The 21,301-nt window shown below is 53.3% G+C and carries 16 protein-coding genes; 5 read left to right on the plus strand and 11 right to left on the minus strand.

The annotated features are described in order from the left end of the window. Positions 1–337: 337 nt before the first annotated feature. Positions 338–466 carry a hypothetical protein gene (locus tag LG294_RS18175; protein ID WP_404288268.1) on the minus strand — a complete coding sequence of 43 codons (129 nt, stop codon included), beginning with the start codon at positions 464–466 and terminating at the stop codon, positions 338–340. A gap of 232 nt (positions 467–698) precedes the next feature. After that, positions 699–2,150 (minus strand): CCA tRNA nucleotidyltransferase, encoded by a 1,452-nt coding sequence (locus LG294_RS18180; protein ID WP_404288270.1) that lies wholly within the window; start codon positions 2,148–2,150, stop codon positions 699–701. 124 nt (positions 2,151–2,274) lie between these two features. Between LG294_RS18180 and LG294_RS18185 the strand changes: the two genes are divergently transcribed. From LG294_RS18185 to trxA, 5 genes are all read left to right on the plus strand, one after another. Beyond that, a complete protein-coding gene (locus LG294_RS18185) occupies positions 2,275–2,814 on the plus strand; it encodes an NUDIX hydrolase (protein WP_404288272.1) in 540 nt (179 codons plus the stop codon). Continuing rightward, positions 2,798–4,555: a murein biosynthesis integral membrane protein MurJ gene (murJ, locus tag LG294_RS18190; RefSeq protein WP_404288274.1), complete on the plus strand. Its 1,758-nt coding sequence runs from the start codon at positions 2,798–2,800 to the stop codon at positions 4,553–4,555. The genes LG294_RS18185 and murJ overlap by 17 nt, the downstream gene beginning before the upstream one ends. 98 nt (positions 4,556–4,653) lie before the next feature. Beyond that, positions 4,654–6,240: a hypothetical protein gene (locus LG294_RS18195; protein ID WP_404288276.1), complete on the plus strand. Its 1,587-nt coding sequence runs from the start codon at positions 4,654–4,656 to the stop codon at positions 6,238–6,240. Between the two features lie 100 nt (positions 6,241–6,340). Beyond that, on the plus strand, positions 6,341–7,309 hold the full coding sequence (gene trxB / locus LG294_RS18200) for a thioredoxin-disulfide reductase (RefSeq protein WP_404288278.1): 969 nt from the start codon (positions 6,341–6,343) through the stop codon (positions 7,307–7,309). Between the two features lie 26 nt (positions 7,310–7,335). After that, positions 7,336–7,659, plus strand: a complete 324-nt coding sequence (trxA, locus tag LG294_RS18205) for a thioredoxin (protein ID WP_096282898.1) — start codon at positions 7,336–7,338, stop codon at positions 7,657–7,659. 2,982 nt (positions 7,660–10,641) lie between these two features. Here the strand turns inward: trxA and LG294_RS18210 are convergent. The 9 genes from LG294_RS18210 to rpmH form a co-directional block, all read right to left on the minus strand. Next, positions 10,642–10,857, minus strand: a complete 216-nt coding sequence (locus LG294_RS18210) for a hypothetical protein (RefSeq protein WP_404288281.1) — start codon at positions 10,855–10,857, stop codon at positions 10,642–10,644. A gap of 4,376 nt (positions 10,858–15,233) precedes the next feature. Continuing rightward, positions 15,234–16,394, minus strand: coding sequence for a ParB/RepB/Spo0J family partition protein (locus LG294_RS18215; RefSeq protein WP_404288283.1), 1,161 nt, complete (start codon positions 16,392–16,394; stop codon positions 15,234–15,236). 183 nt (positions 16,395–16,577) lie between these two features. After that, a complete protein-coding gene (locus LG294_RS18220) occupies positions 16,578–17,507 on the minus strand; it encodes a ParA family protein (protein ID WP_404288285.1) in 930 nt (309 codons plus the stop codon). A gap of 176 nt (positions 17,508–17,683) precedes the next feature. Beyond that, complete coding sequence (gene rsmG, locus LG294_RS18225) at positions 17,684–18,325, minus strand: 16S rRNA (guanine(527)-N(7))-methyltransferase RsmG (RefSeq protein WP_404288287.1); 642 nt, start codon at positions 18,323–18,325, stop codon at positions 17,684–17,686. A 44-nt stretch (positions 18,326–18,369) separates the two neighbouring features. Next, a complete protein-coding gene (locus LG294_RS18230) occupies positions 18,370–18,897 on the minus strand; it encodes a protein jag (RefSeq protein ID WP_404288289.1) in 528 nt (175 codons plus the stop codon). 2 nt (positions 18,898–18,899) lie between these two features. Continuing rightward, positions 18,900–19,859, minus strand: a complete 960-nt coding sequence (gene yidC / locus LG294_RS18235) for a membrane protein insertase YidC (protein WP_404288291.1) — start codon at positions 19,857–19,859, stop codon at positions 18,900–18,902. Beyond that, a complete protein-coding gene (gene yidD / locus LG294_RS18240; protein ID WP_404288293.1) occupies positions 19,859–20,236 on the minus strand; it encodes a membrane protein insertion efficiency factor YidD in 378 nt (125 codons plus the stop codon). Before yidD ends, yidC begins: the two co-directional genes overlap by 1 nt. Further along, positions 20,236–20,586: a ribonuclease P protein component gene (rnpA, locus tag LG294_RS18245; protein WP_404288295.1), complete on the minus strand. Its 351-nt coding sequence runs from the start codon at positions 20,584–20,586 to the stop codon at positions 20,236–20,238. The genes yidD and rnpA overlap by 1 nt, the downstream gene beginning before the upstream one ends. A 64-nt stretch (positions 20,587–20,650) precedes the next feature. Beyond that, positions 20,651–20,788, minus strand: a complete 138-nt coding sequence (gene rpmH / locus LG294_RS18250) for a 50S ribosomal protein L34 (protein ID WP_096282909.1) — start codon at positions 20,786–20,788, stop codon at positions 20,651–20,653. Positions 20,789–21,301: the final 513 nt, after the last annotated feature.

Here is a 21,301-nt window from a genome sequence, read left to right on the forward strand (position 1 = left end):
GAGGTACATTTCTGGTGGCACATGGTTAACCAGCTCCCGCTGACTCAGTCGGCGGTTTAATTCGGCGCTATCCAGTTGTTTCCGGTTCTTACCAAAACGCTTTTTCATCACTATTCCCTCCCTTCTAAACAGATTGGGGAGGTGGGAAGATCTTGATGCGTAGTAGAAACTGCGCGAGCTTTCAGGCTTTCAGGGCCGGCGAAGATGAGTTCCGAGGTCCGAACTGCCCGTTGCGTAGAGCTATCAAAAAGTGGAGCAGACATGAAAAAAGTTCCTAAGGGAGAGTGTCGATTACTGACTAACCACCCCAGGAACTTTTGTTTGAATTCGTAGAAGTCTAGGAATCCATCATTCCGGAGGCAGGGGAAACGCCATGGCGCGCGGCAAAGCCGAGCCAGCGATTTGCAATGGTCATATTGCCTGATCGCATGCCGCCATAATTCCAGTTATCTCGATTTGTAATCACGTTTCCCACCTCCTAAAGATCTGTCCGAATCAATCGCGCAAAGCACGAGACTCATTTGTTATTGTCTTTTTGATCTGCAAGTCTCATTGAGACTTCCCAATCACAATATTCAGCATACATGGATAAATTCGCACGCGCTAGTGATTTACCCAAATTCTTAATTAAGTTTCTTAAAGCCATGAAGGGACGATTCGGGTTCACCCCATATCGTCCCTCCGTGCGCAAACTACAACTATTTCTCAGTTGCAGGTTGCTCAGCTTCTGGTTGTTCCGCCCACCACGCACGGAGCCGCTCTGCGGCAACCTGCTCTCCAAGTGGTCCGTCATCCAACCTCAGATTCAGCATGAAATTGTATGCGCGACCGACCAACGGACCGGCCTTAATGTCTAGCAAGGCCATGATCTGTTCACCGTTCAGATCAGGGCGAATTGATTTCAACTCTTCCTGCTCGGTGATTTCGGCAATGCGCGTTTCTAGATCGTCATAGGCGAATGCGAGGCGCTCGGCCTTGCGACGGTTTCGGGTAGTTACATCCGAACGAGTCAATCGATGCAAACGGTCGAGCAGGTCACCTGCGTCGGTAACGTAACGACGAACTGCCGAATCGGTCCAACCGGCGTCTCCGTAGCCATAGAAACGCATGTGCAGTTCAACCAGACGTGCCACAGCCTTAGTGGTTTCTTTGTCGAATCGCAGGGCACGCATGCGCTGCTTCACCAATTTCGAACCGACCATGTCGTGGTGTCGGAAAGAAACTGCGCCATTAGATTCGAACTTACGCGTGGCAGGCTTCCCAACGTCATGCATTAACGATGCAAAGCGAAGAATGAAATCTGGGCCCGGTACAGGACCTTCGCTATCTGTTTCATGTCCGATCGCTTGTTCAAGCACAGTCAGCGAGTGCTGATAGACATCCTTGTGTCGATGGTGTTCGTCGATTTCCAGGCGCAGTGCTGCTACCTCGGGCAGAACCTTGTCGGCCAACCCCGAATCAACGAGTAAATCGATGCCTGCGCGCGGGTCGGCTCCGTTGATCAGCTTGACCAATTCGTCGCGTACTCGTTCGGCAGAAATAATATCGATGCGTTCGGTCATCTCGCTCATCGCCTGTCGCACCTCGGCGGACACCTCGATGCGTAGCTGAGATGCGAAGCGTGCGGCTCGCATCATCCGCAAGGGATCATCCGAGAAGGAAATATCCGGGGAACCTGGTGTGCGTATCAGCTCATCGCGCAGCGAACTGACTCCGTCAAAGGGATCCACCAGTTCCAGATCTGGCAAGCGTAGCGCCATGGCATTCATGGTGAAGTCGCGACGAAAGAGATCATCATGCAGATTATCGCCAAAGGCCACGATCGGCTTACGTGAATCTTTGTCATAGGCATCAGCTCGGTAAGTCGTTACCTCTAGGGTATGTTCGCCCTTTTTAAGGGCGATGGTCCCGAATTCACGACCCACATCCCAGATGTTGTCAGCCCACCCCGAGATCACCTTAATGGTCTGCTCCGGCTTGGCACTAGTGGTGAAATCTAGGTCGGGAGAAACACGGCCAAGATAGAGATCGCGGACCGGACCGCCAACTAGCGATATCTCATGACCGGCCCGAACGAAACGATCGGCGAGCTCGAAAATGACCGAAGGCAGGATCTGGCGCAAGGCGTCATGAGATGGAAGTGCGTGCATAGTTCCTTAAGCGTGCCAGATTTCTCTAGTTCTCGCTTGAAAAATCACGGAACTTCCTTGCGAGATACCTCTCTTGTCCAAGTCGCTAAGGCGTAGAACGCCAAAAACTAGATAGAGTGGTTTCATGAACCGTCCGATCCCGTCTGCCCCAAAGCGCACGCCATTGACTGCGTCAATGGCTTCTGCGCAGACGTCCGGCGGTCCTCAGACACTTCCAACGGTCGAAGAAGTTTCCTCCGGCGGCATTGTCATCGACTTCGACAATCCTGATTTTCCGGTCGCAATCATCGCACGGTACAACCGCGGTGGACGTTTGGAATGGTGCCTTCCCAAGGGGCATCCCGAGGGCAAAGAAATTAATGAGGAAGCAGCCGTCCGAGAGATCGAGGAAGAAACTGGCATCGCAGGCCGAATCCTCGCTCCGCTGGGCTCCGTTGATTACTGGTTCACAGTAACCAATTACCGGGTTCATAAGACGGTGCACCACTTCCTCTTGGAAGCCACCGGCGGTCACCTCACAATCGAGAACGACCCCGACCATGAGGCTGTAGATGTCGCATGGGTACCGTTGAATGCGCTCGGTAAGCGCCTTTCTTTCCCTAATGAACGCCGGATCGCTGACCTGGCACGCGAGGTCCTTACGAAGTATGTCTCAGGTTCCTAATTCACTGCCCAGTTCCGACCAGCCGAATACCGGAACCCACGAACAGGTTACAGAACTAGCGACACCAGCGGCCCCGGTTTCCGGTGGAAGGTCGAAGACCTATGCGCTGATGGCTTCGGGCACGTTGGTCTCGCGCATGCTCGGCTTCGTCCGCACCGCAATGTTAGCCATGGCCATAGGCTCGGTCACCTCGGTGGCAGATATTTTCGAGAAGGCGAACGTCATCCCGACGATCATCTTCATGTTGCTAGCTGGCGGCGTCTTCAACGTGGTGCTGATTCCACAACTCATCAAGGCTTCCAAGGCCAAGGACCGTGGAGCCGCCTACACCTCGAAGCTTGTCACTCTCACCATCGTGGTGATGGGCGCGCTAACCGTTGTGCTGACCTTATGCGCTCAGCCAATTATCATTGCGCTCACCAATAACTGGACCGATCCGATGATCGCGCTTGGCACCGCCTTCGCTTATTGGTCTTTGCCGCAGATCTTCTTCTACGGGCTGTATGCGGTGCTTGGACAGGTACTCAACGCGCACGGCAGATTCGCCGCCTTCATGTGGGCTCCTGCGGCCAACAACCTGATCCAGTTATTGGTCATTGGCACGTTCATGCTGGTCTTCGGCGCCTACTCTTCGGGCGATCCGATGGACTCGTGGAGCACGGGAAAAACTATTTGGCTCGCAGGCGGTGCGACTCTCGGCATCATCATGCAGTCTCTGGTGTTGATATGGCCTTTGAAGAAGACTCAGCTCAAGCTCAGCTTCGATTTCTCCTGGCGCGGGATGGGATTGCGCCGCGTCGGCCGGCTAGCTATCTGGACGCTGGCCGCTATGATCATCGGCAACGTATCTTCCTTGATCTACTCGAAAATCGTCTCAGGCGCGACGGCAGCCCGTACCGAGCTATCGCCTGATGAAGCTGCCTCTGTGGCCGGCGAGTACGCACTGAATACCTCGCAGCTAATCACCGTTCTGCCGCATTCATTGTTTGCGCTGACCGTGGCCACGGTTCTTTTTAATGACTTCACCCGCGCTTTTGCCGACCGCCGTCGCAAAGATATCGGACCACTGCTCAACCAGGGCATGCGTTCTACCGCGATCCCCATCATCTTCTTCACCTTGGTCTTCATCGTCTTGGCCGGTCCGATGGGGCGCCTCTTCGCCGGCACCTCTGAAAATTCAGTTCAAGCGGCGGCCGCAATCGGCCAGTTGCTAGTGCTCACCGCTCTGGGGCTCCCGTTCAAGTCGATCCAGTTCTTCATGCTGCGCGTCTTTTTCGCCGACGAAGACACCCGTACTCCGATGTTGATCCAGAGCAGCATTGCCGCGATCGGCCTGATCGGTGCCTTATTGGCTACCCGGCTGGTCGACCCGATAAACATCGCCGCAGCGATTGCCTTCATCTACGGCATCACCAATGTCATTTCGGCGGTCATCACGCACTACCTGATCAAACGACGCTACGGCGACTACGGCGTCACCAAGGTCATCGACACCTATATACGAATTGGTTGGATGGCCACCCTGTCGGCAATTATTGGTTGCATCCCTCTAGCCTTATTGGGTGGTTTTAGCTTCGGATTTGCCTACGACTCGCTGTTCAGCGCCGCAGTCACGATCTGTATTGTCGGCCTAGTTATGGCCTTAAGTTTTGTGTTGTTGCTGCATCGGACCAAGGTCCCGGAGCTCGCAGGATTCCTCGGCCCGCTACTGCGTAGAATTCCGGGCTTACCGAAGCCGTGATTCTGCTCAAATGACCAACAAATGACGCGTTTGGGCAGGTAACATGAAGGATGGTGGGTCTGCCTGCCGTTCGAAGCAATCAAACCTTGGAGATGCACGTGTCGCAGCCTATCGATGTCGGTTCTGTCCTTAGCGGACGCTACCAGGTCACCGAAACCGTTCTGACCACAGCCGAGGGAGATCTGGTGCTTGGCGGCATCGATCAGGTGCTCAACCGATCGGTCAGTATCATGGTCGCTTCCGCGGCTAACTCCTCGCAGCTGGCAACTAGCGCCCGTGAAATCGCCATGGGCGAGCGTCAAGCCAATGTCCAGGTACTGGACCTAGGCATCACCGAAACGAATCAAAGCTACTTGGTCGCGAACGTCGCTCGTTCGGCTGACCTGCTGGATCTGGTGCTCGAGGCTCAAGACACCCCTTACGTCGAACCTTTCTTCACTGACACCCTAGGCACAGAACTTTTCGGTGAGTCTCGTCAGTCGGTACCCGAGACGTACGAAGACGATGCAGAATACTACGAGCAGCTTCGCTACGAAGACGAGCCAGAAGAACAGAACAAGGTTGGCAACGCGCTGAGCAGCGGGTTCGCCGGATTGAAGAACCGTTTTGGTCGCAAGAATCCTGCCGCTGCGGAAACTGTCAACGAAGATGAGTACGTCGATGAGAATACCGACGATCAGACCGCACCAAATGCACAGGTAACCACCCCAACAGTTGCAACTCCTATCTCAACTGCAAATAAGGATTCCGCAGCTCCCAAGCCAAAGGTGACCCGTCTGGAAGACGACGAGGAACCTAATGTCACCGCGACGGCCGCCCTCGCGGCTGCCGCCCAGTCCAAGGGATCTGCTCCGAAAAAAGTAGAGCCGAAAAAGGAAGACCCCAAGAAGCCTGCACAAAAGAAGGCAGCAGCCATGGCAGGCGTTGCAGCAGCTTCCGCACCGAAGGCTTCTACCTTCCCGGCAGCTGCCAAGGGCGTTCCTGCACAGGACATTCCAGAGCCGCTGGAAGAAGAGGAAGACGAAGGCACTTCGAAGGGCATTCGTTTGCTCGTTGGTGCCGTGTTGATCGCGGTATTGATCATCGGTATCGTTTTCGCCTTCAACTTCTTGGGTGGCGCAGGCAAGGACACAACCGCCGGCCCTTCCGCCGCCCCTACCGAAACCGCGGCCGAGTCGACCAAGAGCGAGCCTGAAACTCCAACTGGTGTTCCGCTGCCCGCGCCGAAGGTCGATGATGTCTCTCGTCTGGTGCCGGGTAACCAGCAGCTGAATGCTGAAACCGACGACACACTCAGCGATATGATCGACGGCAACCCTTCCAGCACCTACAAGACCTACTCGTACACCACAAGCAACTTCGGTGGCTTCTCCTCGAATATGGTCTTTATCCTGGAACTTGAAGAGGAATCAGGGATCTCCGAGATCAATCTCGAGGGTCTGAACGCTACTGGCGGCGACTACGAGATCCTCGTGGGCACCTCAGATGATCTGGGCGATGCGAAGTCTGTAGCCAAGGGCTCATTCTCAGGTCCTTCGATCTCCGTACCGGTCAAGGGCGATGACACCGACCAGATGGCGGGCACCCACGTGTTCCTCAATGTCACCGATCTACCACGCCGTGCTTCGGGTGCCAACGAGTCCCGCCCGTTCGGTTTGCAGATCGGCGAGTTCTCCGCCAAGTAATAGACGCGGAATTTTTTACCAAAGCAATGCGTTGAGGTGGATAGTGAGGTTAGACCTTGCTATCCACTTCGCATTATTAGAACGAAAGGGTTCTACCCTCGTGACTTCAGCACAGAACGACGAAATCCGCGACGTAATCATCGTCGGCTCCGGCCCGTCGGGTTATACCGCTGCGATTTACACCGCGCGTGCGAACCTGAAACCATTGGTCATTGCCGGCTCGGTCACCGCCGGTGGCGAACTGATGAACACCACGGACGTCGAAAACTTCCCAGGTTTCCCCGAGGGCATCATGGGCCCGGACCTGATGGACAACATGCAGAAGCAGGCCGAGCGCTTTGGCGCCGAGGTCCTCTTCGACGATGTCACCGAGATGCAACTCGACGGCGAAATCAAGACCCTGTCGTTGGCAGACGGTACCGTATACCGCGCCCGCACCGTGATCGTTTCCACTGGCTCCGCCTACCGCGAGCTGGGTCTTCCAGACGAGAAGCGCCTCTCCGGTCACGGAGTCTCCTGGTGTGCGACCTGCGATGGCTTCTTCTTCCGCGACCAAACGATCTCCGTCATCGGCGGTGGCGACTCCGCAATGGAAGAAGCTCTCTTCCTGACCAAGTTCGCGGCCAAGGTTATCGTGGTGCACCGCCGCAGCGAACTTCGCGCGTCGAAGATCATGGCGGATCGCGCCTTGGCTCACGAAAAAATCGAATTCGTATGGGACTCCGAGGTTGTCGGGATCAACGGTGAAAACAAGGTCAACGGCCTCGTCGTGAAAAACCGCAACACCGGCGAAGAGTCCACACTGGATGTCACCGGCATCTTCGTTGCCATCGGTAACGATCCACGCGTCGATCTCGTCAAGAATCAGCTGGAGCTTACCGCTGAAGGCACCATCGCCGTCGACGGTCGTTCCTCGCGTACCTCACTGCCTGGTGTCTATGCAGCGGGCGATGTCATCGATTCAAACTACCGTCAGGCAATCACCGCTGCAGCATCCGGCTGCGCCGCTGCTCAGGACGTCGAGCACTACTTGGCCAACGTCAAGACCCCGGCCAAGGTAGCCAACTAATAATTCTCAGAAAGGGGTTCACTCACATGAGTAACGCTAAAGCAGTAACTGAAGCAACCTTCCAGGCAGAAGTTCTGGAGTCCGAGAAGCCAGTCATCGTAGATTTCTGGGCAGAATGGTGCGGTCCTTGCCGTCAGCTGAGCCCAATTCTGGACCAGATCGCTGAAGAGCACGCAGACAAGGTCACCATCGTGAAGCTCAACATCGATGAGAACCAGGCAATCTCCGCGAAGTACGGCATCACCAGCATTCCTGCAATGTTTGTCTTCAAGGATGGCGAGCACGTTGCTTCTTCGCTCGGTGCTAAGCCAAAGGCTGTCATCGAGAAGGAATTTGCAGAATACCTGTAAACCCTAAGTAGTTGTCAAAATAGACGTTGAGCCTTTGGCTCAACGTCTATTTTTGTCCCTACCGCAGGTCAGCGCCAACGAACGACGCTCAGAAAACGCGAACCAGAAATGTAATGCGATAAATCAATATTTTAAGTTTGTTTTAACATAAAATACCAATGATTACAATTTTCGCGATGTCAGACAGTCGATTTAGGATTGTCCAACGACGAAGCCAGCATTTCCCGACTAACTGCAGGTAACGCGGGCTTGGCTACAGCCGAGGACTTCACCCCGCCTCGCAGCAACCCAGAATTCGCAACTCAATCTAAAATATCTCGGCACCACCACCGGCTAACAACCAAGAGTGTCTTTGACTTAGTGATTCAATTTAGCTGGAACCAAAAGTAGCTGCGGCCAACGCAGTAACAGAGCAGAAGCGGACGACGCCCAGTGCTCCTAGCTGATAAGGCGAGGCTGCATCACAAACTTCGATCCTTGAAAGACAGCAGCTGATGCTGCATGTAATGTGAGGACTTTTGTGCGTATTGACCAAGCTCCTATTCTCAGAGTAACTAAGGCTCACTGCCAGCAAGATCCGGTGCATGAAATTCTCGCCGCATGAGTCATGCTTCGTCGTGCGGTGAGCTGCGGACGCGAGGGAGAATGACGGATGGTCCTGTCAGTAAGTAGTGCAATATGCGACAAATTTTCACATTGCTTGCGGTGAACTTTGCGCATGGTTTCGTCATCGGAATTATCTGAGAGCAAACGATCCCCCATCCACCGATTGATTCAAACCGTTCAGTGATCATGTTTTGGTTGCGACATGGCGGTATGGGATCGGTATAGATGTTCAAACCGCGCGAGTCACGGTAAAAATCCACTCGGTTCTGTCACCGATCGGCATTGGATCGACCATTGTTGAAGCATTCCACTGCCTTCCCATTCGATCTGCCTACCGGCCTCGCGATGCTCCCGGTTGAATACAATTCGCAGGTGAAATCCTTCCACTCTCGTAACCTATTCCTGCAATGAGCATGGTGTAGGCAATACTTCCGCTTCGATTTTGTTCTAGTACTTTGTGATCATTAGTGGCAGAGGCAGCGTAACCTCATTCCAGGCGGGCATCATCCATCGCTCCGCTCCGAATTCCGCTGGTAACTAGAATATGAGGCTAAAAAAGCATGTAAATTCGCTTCATGCACCCAAGTTCTATTCCGCGAAATTACTGAGAATATAAGGAATTTTGATCAGGTCACCCATGGAGGACTGCTCGGAAATGCTCATCGCGGCCTAGCTGCAACACTCCAATAGAGCCGATGAGTCCATCCGTTAGTTCACGAGTTGCCGTGCCGAGTCGATTCGTCGCGATGGGCCGGAACTATTGTTGTTAAAATATCCACACTTGTGTAGAGCTCTGCAATCCCCCGTTACGGCCTAGTGCCCTCGTATTGGGCCCCCAGGCCCGGTCAGGGGAAAGTCGGTGGCATTAGTGAAAGTTCGTAGGTCCCGCCCGCCGTCACGATCGCCGACCCAGTCAAATCCCCTTCGCTACTAGAGACTATTTGTTTCACGTGAAACATGCCTATCTTCAGGATTATCAGCTAGAAAGCTAAATTGCGATTTCCAGCCTTCGAACTATAGCTGTTCACACGCCTCTACCTCAGCCGAATTTCTTGAATGAAGAGTCCCCAGATAAAACTCATTCCTAGCAAAAACCACTAACAGCGACAAGGAGAAGTGAAAATGTTTGTTCTTGACTGAGTATTCGACGCTTTGGGGCCAGTGATATTGCCGCTGGAGGCCAGTAGCTGCCCGGTGGGAGCTAGCTGCCCCAAATAGATCCAACGATGGCTAACGGTGCCGATCTTCTCCCCCATATTGCGGCTTCCAGCAGGGCGTCAAATGGCGTTATGATTCGCTCCATGGCAACGTCGTCGTGGACGCCGGGGCCAGGCCTCTGGCGCTGGCTCGCCTTGAGGCACTGCGTGCGGAACACCATCTGGCCTCGGCGGCGAGAAATGTGATCAAGCAGCGTGTGCAGGCACTTTCCGATGGTGAGTTCCGGCAGTGACAGCGTCGCGCTGGCAGGATTGAACCGTCTGTTCGTCCGGAGCCAGCAACGCCCATTGGACTGTCGGGGGCCATTGCCCATCTCCGGCCCGGCCGACTCACATACGGGAACGGTCATCCGTCGACGATCAAGTGGCGCCCAACGATGTCACTGGTGGCTCCCACGGATAATATTCTTGTTTTCCCTGGATGATCTCCACTCGCAATATTGCTGGCCTCAACAGCAGCAAATATTCACTTGACCGAAAATCGACATGGTTATTACGTCGCATGGTGTGTAAAGAGCAACTATGTTTCACATGAAACACAACAGCGTTCGTACGATCATCAAGAGGATAGAGTGCCGACAACAATCAGGGTGCGTTCCGGCTATTGCCAGCGGTTGACGCGTAGTCAAATATAGAACCCCCAATTAAGTCGTTGAGAACACCTATCTGCCATATTCATCATAAGTTGACGAGCCCGAATACTTGCTTCCTGTTCGTAGACACCACGGCAGAATATCGCTTTTGTGTCCGACTGCTCGTACTGAGTGCAAATCTTCACTCGGCCAGGGCCAGCTCTGGACGCCCAAGCGGTTCAACGGTTTCTCAACGGCAAACTCTGAGAACGCTCCCAGCGCTCAAACGCACGAGTGAGGGCTGCGATTTCTCCTAGGATAATTTCCAGCTTCTGATCCCACGTGCACAGTTCATGGACAAAAATGACACTACTAGTGATTATCAGACGACCGGAAATTCAGATATCGGTTACTGAAGAGGACAAGCAACAAAAATGGAAGCGACACCCCTCCCCCACACATCTTTTGACCACACGGGAATTAAGTTCTGTATGACACGGCTAGCTAAACGTACCCACCCCTTTACCCGCCAGAGCCTGCCGCAGCCTCACCGGTCAACCACTCGGCTGACAAATATGAGCATGGTGCTACAACCTGTCCACCATGACAGTAGACAACGTAATGGAACACTTCTCGTATGCAGCATGCAACCACCGACAAAGTGATTCGGCCATATCACCGGTCACCGCCAGCAAGCCGATATCATCAATAATGATCAAGTCAGCACCCAGTACCTTCACGATCACCTTGTTCACGCTGTCATCAACCAGATGAGAACGAACAATCCCGGCCAACTGCTCCAACGTGAAGCACGCGACCTGCCGACCTACCTCAGCAGCCTATTGGCCCAGAGCCTCAAGAAGAAACCTCTTTCCCGTGCCCGATGGACCGCCAACCACTAGATTTTCCTTGCGGTGCACCTACTCCAACGTGTGTAATGCCTGCTGCGTCTGTAACGGGATCGTCGAAAGCAACAGACCCCACGACCCGAAGTTCCTCGACCTAGGGAAGCCTGCGGATTTGCGTCGGATAACGAGCGTCGAACGTGTCCGGCAGCTGATTTATACCTCCACCAAGCATTTGAGCACCTCGGCCGGCTCTAACCGCTGCGACTCAGCCGCCGAAAACAGTTCGCGCGCTAGAGCTCTGGCGTGAGGCATCTTCAACTGCCGCATCAGCAGGTCCAACACCTCAGCCAACTGCGGTGCACCGGTATTAGTGGCAAGTATCCGGAATCAGCCCGAGACCAGACTCCTTGGCTCAACGATTGCTGTTCGGGAGCTTGACGACACGGCTGCCCCACAACAGCTGATTCAAGAATGGAAGGCAGATCCCTGTGCCTGAACCACACATTCGCGCAGCCAAACCCAAGGCGCGGTCCACCGGACTCATCCTTGGAATTTGGCCAACGTAACTGCTTCAGCTGTCTTCAAGTTCGTCCGTTCAGTACCGGCTACAGCGACTGCCAACAACCGTCGAAGGACGCCTTCGAACAGGGCAAGGAAGTCCTTCTCAGCCTGGCTGCGGGCTTTGGGGCGCTTCACTTCCGGGACTTTCTCATCGCGGTCAGAGTAATCGACCCGTTTATATGCGTCACTCCCCGGGCTCGCTTGAACACCCCGAGCAATTTCTATCGGCCCATCTGCACTAAGGTGCACGATAATCACTTACGCGCTCGCACCCTCCCCCTAATGCGGACCCACATTTGTTCGCCGAGCAACCGATATGGTACTGATCGATATCGGTCAGCACGTAGGTCGGGGTTCCGCAAATGATCCGTAAGTTCTGGTCAATGGCCGCGAATACCATGAACATGCCTTTATCCCGTAAGGGGATGACAAGCCGGAATCGTGACCAAACCAGCCAAGCCATGAACAGAACCCTCTCGAAGCTGTCACGGATCGATCCGTCGCCGAAATCGTATTGGAGTCAACTCCCAGGCTCGGCGGCCCATGTAGCAAGAACTCGTTGGTTCACCACACGCCAGGGTGGAGCCCGCTGAACCGGTGTAGCGGACCTGATGGATCCGCTCCTGGACTTAGCCCGCGCGCATTCTGCTTTTGTTCGCCTCGACCTACCGATCGATGTATTTGAGGAAATCAACGGAGTTTTTCACCGCGGCGTGGTTGTTGGGAGCAGGGTGCCCGAATCACGGGCTGCAACCTATTTCTCGACTGTGTGGTGCGAGCATCCGGCATGGTCACCGCCGGAACGAAACGATCTTGTTAAGTAGCAAGCTGCGAGAATTTCCATGATTGCTCCGCCAGACGTCATATAGGGCCACTTCTTGGTTTTGATGTGACTAGACATCGTCATCACCCCCAAGAAGGGGCTCGAGTCACGTTGATGGCGTGCGCGCTGATAACGAGATGTTCTTTGATAATCAGTGGGCAACATTTCGGCAGCATATGGGCAGTTTGTCCTGGCCGATTACAACGCTGCTTATAGAACATTGCTTCCAGCATCAATCGAACTTCAGAAAATGTTTCACGTGAAACGTGACAATGCCACGTATTCAAACGCTATGACGTTATGAATGAGCAATGGATCGCCAATTGGTTCAGGAACGCTCACCCGACATAAATTTCGAAACAGATAAGTTCCGGTGTCAGAGCCCAAAAATAAGCACTAAGTTGAACTTATGTGGCTGCCGGCAGGACCAACCGTACCGATACGGATGCCTCAAGGGTTCTGATGCAACTCTGTGAGTTCCAGAGAGTTTATCCGACTGAATCGGTACACAACAGCTAGTAGCCAACGTGTAAAGACCACTATCTGTCCAATAGCTCTATGCCCGGGATACGTCTGTTCGGTTCATTCAAATATTCTCTTTCGGAGCCATCGTTGGCGTTGTTGGAAGCCATCTTTTGCCAGACAGGATTTGATCCCACCATGCGGACCGACGGATTCGAAGTCGAAACGAGCTCTGGTCCGGCACAACCCCTTGGACATCGTGACGTCTCTGAGCGAGTATTAGGGCATCCGTCCGGGTGTCAATCAATGACTGGTGGTGGCGGAGCACAACCGCATGGAAGGTGTTCCGTGAGCTGATCGAGCCCCTGGAGCGCCACAGCAGCGCAGCTTGTCTCTGATCATCCACAGCACCATCTGGATCGGGACCAGAAGCTGATACATGTTCGGGAAGATTGCTGCCGTTCAGGAACCGCTAGATCTGTTGAAGGCTATATGGCTCTCATCTCCGGCGGTATTGGCTCCCAGCGACAATATCGGTGGCTCCCGAGCGCAATTGTAGGTGATACCCAAACCGTTAAATCCTCTTGTCCCGCTGGCAACTGATCCCTGTTCAGTTACCTGGTTCGGTGGCGTTTTACGGCGATAACCTGACCAACACGGACTGCGTCTCCATAACTATTCTTGGTCGACGACGAATGTTCAGGCGAGAGCAGGATACGCTACCCGAGTTCAACTTGGCCAAAACACGATTCATGATAGTCCTAGGCTCATGATCAGCCGCCACGATGGACGAGAGAAAACACTGTACCGACATAAACATGCTCAACACTGGTTGCTGATGTGCCGTCCGAAGTGCACCATACTCTCTTTCAAGAACGCCAGTGTTTCTGACATGAGCCGCAGCTAGAAAATTCAATTTCTGTAAATTCTACTTCGTTGTGCAACCATGGTTCCCAGGATTGCCCAGATTCTCTGGTCATCGAAATCGCACGAGTGAGTCTGCAGTCTAATGCTCTCAGCGGCTACTCCCCCAATGGAGATGGAAGAACCCATTCGGCTGAAACCGAGACATCCTTCATTTCTTTTCCCGCACGCGTATTATTCGCAATACCCTGGAAGGCTCGGAATAATAGTCCCCTTCAGGCAGCGGAAGGATTATCTGTCACGATCGTCCTAATGAAACCCATCTTATTTCCGAAGTAGATCCGCGAGCACTTGATCGAGATTAACAAAACACAATACCGCGAGTATTGTCTGTCCCAAGGAGAAGCACGCCGTTTTCCTGGTCGTTTCAACCAGATTGGCTAACTCGAACAAGATTGGTTCTAGCAATCGTTCGGTCCTCAGCGCATGAATATTACCCTCCAAGGAATCCTCAAAAGACGACCGCTGCAGCAGTCAGAATTTGAACATGATCACCAGCAACGGGTGGCCGTCGCGGTGAAAAGTTGGTTCTGGGCGGTCAGTCAACTGGCAAGGTGGCCGATGGCTCTGAACGAGAATATTGGGTGGCTCTGATCCGCAATTACGGGTGGCTCTGAACTGGAATACTGCTGAATCCAAAACCTTCGATTATTCACAGACCGCAAGACGCAAATGTTCCTACAGCAGAGTACCATCGCCAATTTTGAGAAAACTATTCAAAAGCCTCAGTGCCACTCGATGTTGCCATCACGTTGCACGACGCCATGTTGAAGCGGTCATGGAACATCATCTTGGGCCTGTTCAGTTGCACATAGGGGTGCGATCTTCATCGACGTCGACTCCATACATCAGGATCATAGTTTTATTGCAATGAGTTCGATCCGCCTATGTAGAACCACAGTAGGTCGACTACCGAGGTACTGGAAGTGAGACGTATATAGGGTATCCCAGTTGCATCCCGTCGTTCCTTCTACCGAAGGAGGATGTTCTAAGTCTTACTAAGAGACGGTGATACGGCCCAACCAACCTTTCTTCAATCAGGAAGTGACCATGAGGATCTAGCTCAAATCTAAGTTCACGGCCTTCGAGTGTTCGAATATCAGCTCCAAAGATGTTTGATTACGGTATTCCGTGAATATCGCGGGCAGAGAGAACATCTGTCACCGTTGCCGATTTCGGCAATCAGTCTCAAGGTCCGACACATTTCCGGTCCGAGCCGGCTCCGCTTTAGAGAAGATTTCTTGGTAGGTCACCACGGGCTTCAATATTTACGCCGATGCGATCCAAGGAAGCTACTGAATGTTCATTCCCACGAATAGCAGGTATCCATTACCCTATGGAAACGCCCTCCCGTACAGGGCCACAAGGCTCCGCTGTGATGCCCCGTAGGCCCCTAGTGCCCCTTACACGACGCTCCTGAACGCCATAGTCCGATACATCGTCGTATAGAGGCGCCCAGGGCTCCCCCTATGCGACGAATTGCTCTCAAATACTCGCATTAGAAACAGCGGTGGCGGTTATGTTTCACGTGAAACATAACCGCCACCACAAGTACAAGAATTTATTTTTTCAGTTCCGGATCTAGAACTTCCATGATTCGATTTAGGTCCTCGACCGACGCAAATTCGATACTGACCTTACCTTTTTTGGAGCCCAGTTGGATATTGACGTTGGTATCCAGACGATCAGCCAAAGACGTAGCCAGGAAATCCAATCGCTCATTACGCTGATTCTCGCGTGGCTTAGCGGTTTTCTTGGCTGGCTTGTCGCCGCTGAGCGCTACCGCCTCCTCCGTAGCACGTACCGACAGTCCTTCGTTGACGATACGTTGGGCGAGCTGCTCAATTGCTTCTCCGTTAGATAGACCTAGTAGTGCGCGTGCATGTCCAGCAGACAATACACCGGCGGCAACTCGTCGTTGCACTAGGGCTGGCAGCTTCAATAGACGGATTGTGTTCGAAATTTGCGAACGCGATCGGCCGATACGATCAGAGAGTACTTCCTGGGTGCAGTTAAATTCCTCAAGAAGCTGCTGGTAAGCCGCGGCCTCTTCTAGTGGGTTGAGCTGCGAACGATGAAGGTTCTCAAGAAGCGCATCTCGAAGCAGGTCGGTATCTTGCGTGTCACGGACGATCGCCGGAATCGTTGACAGGCCTGCGGCCTGAGTCGCTCGCCAACGACGTTCACCCATAACCAACTCGTATGGGGCATCGTTGTCTTCACGCGAGGGTCGAACAACAATTGGCTGGAGAAGGCCGATTTCCCGGATCGAATGGATGAGTTCATCCATGTGTTCCTGGTCAAAATTTGTTCGGGGTTGCTTACGATTCGGGTGGATCTGGTCAACGTTGAGTTCAGCAAAACGAGCCCCAGGAACCTCTACTAAGTCGTTTGCCGACTCTTCGGGCTCTACTCCCCTATCAGTATCCTGCGATACTGGTTCGGTTCTGCGTGGCGATACCGTCGTGTTGAGCCCCGGCATTGCGGCTCGAGGCTTCTTCGTACTCCTTGTAGCTGCCGCCTTCGGTGTAGAGGAAGCCGACTTGCGTCCTGGCTCGAAAAACATGTCTACAGGACGAGCTGCTTTAGCCTTGTGCTGCTCAATAGTTGGCTTGGATGTTTCACGTGAAACATCTTCATTAGTCTCTGCCGCGGCACCGGATGGTGAACTGGAAATCAGTGCACCAAGTCCCCTGCCTAAGCCACGCTTCTTGTCAGCCATCTAGCGGCACTCCTTTTCATCCAAATTCTCAACCCACGACTAGTCTACTGTTTACGTGACCAACTAGGGGGATGCTGACACTCACCATTTTTGAGCGTCATAAAGTACTTGGGGGTCGTATTCTATTCTTTAAACAACAAAAAGCGGGTGAATTCCCGCTTTAGTTGTTCAGAACAGTCTGCCTTAGAGGCTTGCGGCCCGTTCAGCAATCTCTATGGCTGCCTCCATGTATGACAGCGCACCAGTCGAACTCGGATCATAGGTGATAACCGTCTGTTGGTAGCTCGGAGCTTCCGAGATACGTACGGATCGCGGGATAACGGCAGCGAGCACCTGCTCTGGGAAATGTTCTCGCACTTCGTTCGCTACCTGTGCCGCCAAATTCGTTCGTCCGTCGTACATGGTCAGCAGTATCGTCGACACAGTTAGCTTCGAATTCAAATGCTTTTGAATCATCTCGATATTCTTCAAAAGCTGACTCAAACCTTCTAGTGCGTAGTACTCACACTGAATCGGAATGAGCACTTCCCTAGCGGCCACGAAGGCGTTGACGGTTAATAGACCCAGGCTCGGCGGACAGTCAATGAAGACGTAATCCAAGCGAGGAAGTCCCTCTCGCTGACGTGTACGAGCGTAGTCATCCAATGCACGTTGCAACCGCTGCTCTCGAGCCACCAAAGAAACTAGCTCGATCTCCGCACCAGCAAGATGAATTGTTGCTGGGGCCACTTGCAATGACGGCAGCTCAGGACAAGTCGCAATGACATCAGCCAAAGGAAGATCATTGATAAGCACATCATAAATGCTGTCGACTTCCGAATGATGCTCAATGCCTAATGCAGTTGACGCGTTACCCTGGGGGTCGATATCAATCACGAGAACGTTCAGACCGCTCTTAGCTAAGCCCGCGGCGAGGTTAACAGCCGTGGTCGTCTTGCCGACGCCACCCTTTTGATTCGAAATAGTGAGGTAACGAGTCTTTGGCGGCGTTGGCACTTCACGCGCCGAAATTGCTTCGCGGCGTCTGTGCTCGTTGGCCAGCTGACTAGCTAGCGGCGAAGAAGAATCATTAAAGTCAAAAACGTTGCTCGACGAACCTTTAGCCTTGGACAAAGGTGAAACTCCTCCTCATGAAATGATGCATCCAAAATCCATGAATCCACCGACGATGTTTCACGTGAAACATACGAAAACAAACGTCTTAGTATGCGTTTAAACTGAATGTCGAAGGATACCCAGATCTTGGATTATTCCGCATCTAAAGCTACTTAAAGACTAGCGCCTAAGTATTAGCCAACCTTGATTCGAACCACCGTGGTGACTTCTTCCAGAATGTCTTCGCCCACAGTAAGCACCTTAGTTTCGGTACCACCAAGCTTACGAATGACCTTCTGAGCCTTATCAATTTCCTCTGCAGCTGAACGGCCCTTGATAGCGATGATGTCGCCTTGTCCGTGCAGCAGAGGAATGGTCAGGCCGGCGAGGTTGCTCAATGCCGAAACTGCACGAGCAGTCACGTATCGCGCGTTGATAGTCCCGACCATCTGCTCGGCACGTCCACGCATCACAGTGACATTGTCTAGGCCAAGGTCGTCAATTACTTCCGTCAGCCAGATACAGCGCCGCTCTAAGGGCTCAATCAGCGTCAGCTTGAGGTCTGGACGCGCGATAGCCAAGCACAAGCCAGGCAGGCCAGCACCGCTGCCTACATCGGCGACCTCTGCATCGCGCTCCATCAATGACTCGATCACGGCACAGTTGAGTACATGGCGGGACCAGAGACGAGGAACTTCACGCGGGCCGAGTAGCCCTCGTTCAATGCCTGACGTAGCTAGGTGCATTACGTAGCGTTTGGCAAGATCCAGTCGGTCACCGAAAATCTTTTCGGCAGCTACGGTCTCCGCTGCTGTAAGGCTGAGGTCCTCAGTCATTGCATAGTTCCTTTGAACAATTGAAAACGCGCGATGCGAATTACTTAGTTATCCAACGTCGATACGACGATGTGCCTACGGGTAGATTCACCTTCGGATTCCGAATGCAGTCCGGCATCCGCAATGACGTCGTGAACGAGCTTGCGTTCGTACGCACTCATCGGCTCTAGGTGCACCGGTTGTCCCGACTTACGGGCCTCGGAGATAGCCTCCGTGGCAAGCTCCTGTAGTTCTTCGGCACGGTTTGCACGGTACCCGGCGATGTCCAATACTAGGCGTGAACGCTCGCCAGTGGCATTGAGAACAGCCAGGCGGGTTAGTTCCTGCAGTGCATCGAGAACCTCACCATCCTTGCCTACGAGGCTATCCAGATCGGTGGCAGCCCCATCGGCGACGATGGAAATATAGGTCCGTCCACCACGGAGTTCGATATCGATGTCACCATCGAGATCGGCAATATCAAGCAGTTCTTCTAGGTAATCCGCGGCAACATCGCCTTCGTCGATTACCTCATCATTTTGCTCAACCTGATCGGTCAGCTCATTCACATCGGTGTTCTCAGTTGCAGTCATAACTACCTCTTCCGGCGATTCTTACGCTTTGGCTGCTCGCGCTGGCCCTTAGGTTCTTCGATCGCTGGGGTCTCGGACTCGTCCAGCTTCTTCTGCCCTACAGGAGGCAAGCCCTTTGCAGCGCGGCGGGCGTTGAGTTCACGTTCTGCTTCAGAGCCTGGAGTTGGGTTGTTACGAATAACCCAGAACTGCTGTCCCAAGGTCCAAAGGTTCGAAGCCGTCCAGTAGATCAGCACACCAATTGGGAAGTTGATACCACCGATGCCGAAGACCAAAGGCAGGATGTACAGCATCATCTTCTGCTGCTGCATGAACGGGCCCTGCAGTGCTTCCTGGCTCATGTTCTTGGTCATCAGCTGGCGTTGGGTGAAGAACTGCGAGGCGGTCATCGCAAGGATCATGATGACAGCAACGATGATTACTGCCCAGTTGATGGCCCCGGAGTTGATGGTGCCCAAGAAGGTCTCGGACAGCGGAGCCCCGAGGATCGAGGACTGGTCGAAGCTGCGGATATGCTCAGCGGACAGGGCGCCGATTGAACGGCCGTCGTCGCTGGCACGGGAGGCTTCGTTGAGCACACGGAAGAGTGCGAAGAAGAATGGCATCTGCACGAGCAGAGGCAGGCAGGAAGACAATGGGTTGGTCTTGTGCTTCTTGAACAGCGCCTGCTGTTCTTGAACCATGGCCTGACGCGACATCTGGTCGGTCTTACCCTTGTATTTAGCCTGGAGCTTTCGCAGGTCAGGTTGCAGCGCCTGCATCGCACGCTGGCTCTTGATCTGCTTGACGAAGACCGGGATCAACAGTGTACGGATGAGCAGGACCAGGAAGATGATGGACAACGTCCATGTCACGCCCGAGCCCTCGTCCATACCCATGATGGTGAACAGTTCGTGGAAGGCCCACAGGACCCACGACACGGAATACGTGAACGGAGTCAATATCGTGTCTAGAAAGTTCATTAGCGGTCAAGCTCCTTGTGGCCGCTATCCGCGGCGTCTTCATCGTCGGGAATCACAGGATGATTCAGAACTATGATCCTCGGCAGTTTACCTTCAGGCCAAATCCGTGGCCCCTCAGGAACGTGGTCTACGCCGCCGTGGGAAAATGGATTACACCTCAGAACCCGCCAGGCAGTCAAAACGACGCCTTTTATGGCACCGTGCTGAGTCACCGCTTCGAGCCCATAGGCAGAACAGCTAGGAAAGTATCGGCATACATCGCCATAAATTGGCGAGATGATCTTTCGGTAGGACTTAAGAAACCCGATAAGAAGATTGCGTGGAATATCGATGATGAACCACGCCGGTCCAGTTCGGAAAGCTATGTCCTTACGCATCAGCGGGCCTCTGTTTTACGAAGCACCGATGCGAAAGCAGTGTTAACCTGCGTTCGCAGCTCGTCCCAAGAGAGCTCGGCGGCTCCAGGCAGGGCACGAACGACTATGTCCAGGTTTCCATCCACGCGCCTAAGCTCATGGGCAACTTCACGCATGCGACGTTTCGCAAGGTTCCGCTTAACCGCAATTCCCACTGCCTTGGAAACAATAAATCCAAACCGGTCCCCCATGACCCCTTCGGGGCGAGGGCGTGCATATAGCACGACGTTCCGGCGTCCGCTTCGGGCGCCGGAACGTACTGTGACTGTAAGGTCTTGCGCTAAGCGCAATCGCTGATTCTTTGGCAACATTATTGGCCTAGACGGATCTAGTTGATTCCATCAGAACTATGAAGCCAAATGCTGATCCACAAATTTATGCGGAAAGCTCGGTGCGGTTCTTGCCGCGACGAGCCGAAAGGATTGCGCGACCCGCACGGGTACGCATACGAAGACGGAAACCGTGCTTCTTAGCACGACGACGGTTGTTTGGCTGAAAAGTCCGCTTGCTCACGGTGACACTCCAAGAAATTTAAGTGATGCGCCGTACCCGCTACTAGCTAGCTGGATAACAACAGGCTGACGCTCGTTCTTTATAAAATGCGTGATTTCGCGGGCTCTTCTAAAAACTGAGCAGGTCACAAAACGCACACATAGGACTGAATAACGATAGGAAAAATCGAGCCGTAGGTCAAATTGGCGCGCGGTAACGGCGCCCCTGTGAATATCGGAGTCTTACCTGTGAACAATCTACCCCAAACTTGTGGATTACTACAGCTTTTAACGAAAGACACCTCACATTTTGGCATGAAAAACCACGTCACGGGCACCTTGAAAAGCCGAGATATCAAGGGAAAAGACGTTTTCCACAACCAAACTGCTAACTTTTTCCACCGGACTGTGCATAACCATGTGGATAGTGGATAGAATCAGTGGTGATAGCGTCGCCAAAATGGCGAAAATAAAGCCCGGATTCGGGTTTTATGTGATCAACATTGCATTAAATGATGGAAGTGGGACGCCCTTA

Source organism: Glutamicibacter arilaitensis (genome assembly GCF_044793945.1).
Classification (GTDB): domain Bacteria; phylum Actinomycetota; class Actinomycetes; order Actinomycetales; family Micrococcaceae; genus Glutamicibacter; species Glutamicibacter arilaitensis_B.

What these genes read in the sequence shown, in the direction of transcription:
- rnpA (WP_404288295.1), bottom strand. Translation starts at nt 20,586, where the DNA reads ATGTTGCCAAAGAATCAGCGATTGCGCTTAGCGCAAGACCTTACAGTC.
- yidD (WP_404288293.1), bottom strand. Translation starts at nt 20,236, where the DNA reads ATGCGTAAGGACATAGCTTTCCGAACTGGACCGGCGTGGTTCATCATC.
- LG294_RS18215 (WP_404288283.1), bottom strand. Translation starts at nt 16,394, where the DNA reads ATGGCTGACAAGAAGCGTGGCTTAGGCAGGGGACTTGGTGCACTGATT.
- murJ (WP_404288274.1), top strand. Translation starts at nt 2,798, where the DNA reads ATGTCTCAGGTTCCTAATTCACTGCCCAGTTCCGACCAGCCGAATACC.
- LG294_RS18180 (WP_404288270.1), bottom strand. Translation starts at nt 2,150, where the DNA reads ATGCACGCACTTCCATCTCATGACGCCTTGCGCCAGATCCTGCCTTCG.
- trxA (WP_096282898.1), top strand. Translation starts at nt 7,336, where the DNA reads ATGAGTAACGCTAAAGCAGTAACTGAAGCAACCTTCCAGGCAGAAGTT.
- yidC (WP_404288291.1), bottom strand. Translation starts at nt 19,859, where the DNA reads ATGAACTTTCTAGACACGATATTGACTCCGTTCACGTATTCCGTGTCG.
- LG294_RS18185 (WP_404288272.1), top strand. Translation starts at nt 2,275, where the DNA reads ATGAACCGTCCGATCCCGTCTGCCCCAAAGCGCACGCCATTGACTGCG.
- rsmG (WP_404288287.1), bottom strand. Translation starts at nt 18,325, where the DNA reads ATGACTGAGGACCTCAGCCTTACAGCAGCGGAGACCGTAGCTGCCGAA.
- LG294_RS18230 (WP_404288289.1), bottom strand. Translation starts at nt 18,897, where the DNA reads ATGACTGCAACTGAGAACACCGATGTGAATGAGCTGACCGATCAGGTT.